The following is a 1300-nucleotide window of genomic DNA, read 5'->3' as shown; positions in this document are numbered from 1 at the left end:
GGCCGTTACGACCACACCCATGTGGCGGCCACCGCAGAGAAAAGTGGCGATGGCTACAGCCTGACGGGCAACAAGGCCGTGGTACTTCATGGCGACAGCGCCGACCAGCTGGTGGTGATTGCCCGTACCGGTGGTAATGGCACGGACCGTGATGGTTTGTCCGCGTTTATCGTCGATGCCAACGCCGACGGTGTCAGCCGTCGCGGTTACGAAACCATTGATGGGCTGCGTGCGGCAGAAATCACTTTCAACGGTGCGGCGGCGGAATTGCTGGGCGAAGAAGGCAAGGCCATCGATGCGCTGGAAGCCTCCCTGGCGCTGGGCATTGTGGCCCTGTGCGCAGAAGCTACCGGTGCCATGGAAGTGGCCTGTGATCAGACCCTGGATTACATCAAGGAGCGTCAGCAATTTGGTGTGGCCATTGGCAAGTTCCAGGCGCTGCAACATCGCATGGTGGAAATGCGTATGGAGCTGGAAAAAGCCCGCTCCATGACCATTTTTGCAGCCTGCTCTCTGGACGCTCCTGCTCAGGTCTGTGCCAAGCGTGTGGCTGCCGCCAAGGCGATTATCGGCAAGTCCGGTCGCAAGGTAGCGGAAGAAGCCATCCAGTTGCATGGCGGCATGGGCATGATGGAAGAAACTGCCGTGGCCCATTACGCCAAGCGGATTGTGCTCATTGATCACCAGCTGGGTGATCTGGGTTATCACATGCAGCAGCTGGAAAGCTTGCTGGATGTGGATGACGATGCAGCATAAGTAGATGAAAAAGGGCGGCTTCGGTCGCCCTTTTTTGTTGTCTGTGGCGGTCGCTAACGACACAGGGGCGGCCTGAAACGACAATCCACGCAATGCGCTATTTGAAGCGGGCCAGCCTTCCCCCAGTGTGTGGACTGACTTTTACTGTTTTGCGTTTTACGGGAGAGAAAGCATGAGTGTGAATCGCCAGATTATTTTATCCGAGTACCCCAAGGGGATGCCCCAGCCTGAACATCTGCCTTTGAAGGAAGGCGCGATGCCGTCGCCGAAAGAGGGCCAGGTCCTGATCAAGACCATCTACCTGTCACTGGACCCCTACATGCGTGGGCGCATGAGCCCGGCCAAGTCCTATGCGGCCAGCGTGGAGCTGGGTGATGTGATGCAGGGCGGTACCGTCGGCCAGGTTGTGGAATCGCGCCTGGAAGGTTATGAAGCCGGTGACTATGTGCTGGGCTTCGGTGGCTGGCAGGAATACTCCGTGCAGGGCAAAGAGATGCTGCGCAAGCTGGACCCGAAACAGGTACCGATCAGCACGGCGCTGGGC

Annotated in this window: 1 protein-coding gene and 1 pseudogene; both read left to right on the top strand. The window is 58.4% G+C overall.

What is annotated here, in order from left to right; all coding sequences use genetic code 11:
* On the top strand, nucleotides 1-756 hold a 756-nt coding region (locus tag A3730_RS27710), incomplete at its 5' end, for an acyl-CoA dehydrogenase (protein WP_063539366.1).
* Between the two features lie 172 nt (nucleotides 757-928).
* Nucleotides 929-1300: pseudogene (locus A3730_RS27705) on the top strand (NADP-dependent oxidoreductase); the annotation flags it as partial.

It is taken from the genome of Alcanivorax sp. HI0044 (assembly GCF_001634945.1).
Note: the sequence above shows the minus strand (reverse complement) of the source record. Positions and strands in the feature narration are given on the sequence as shown.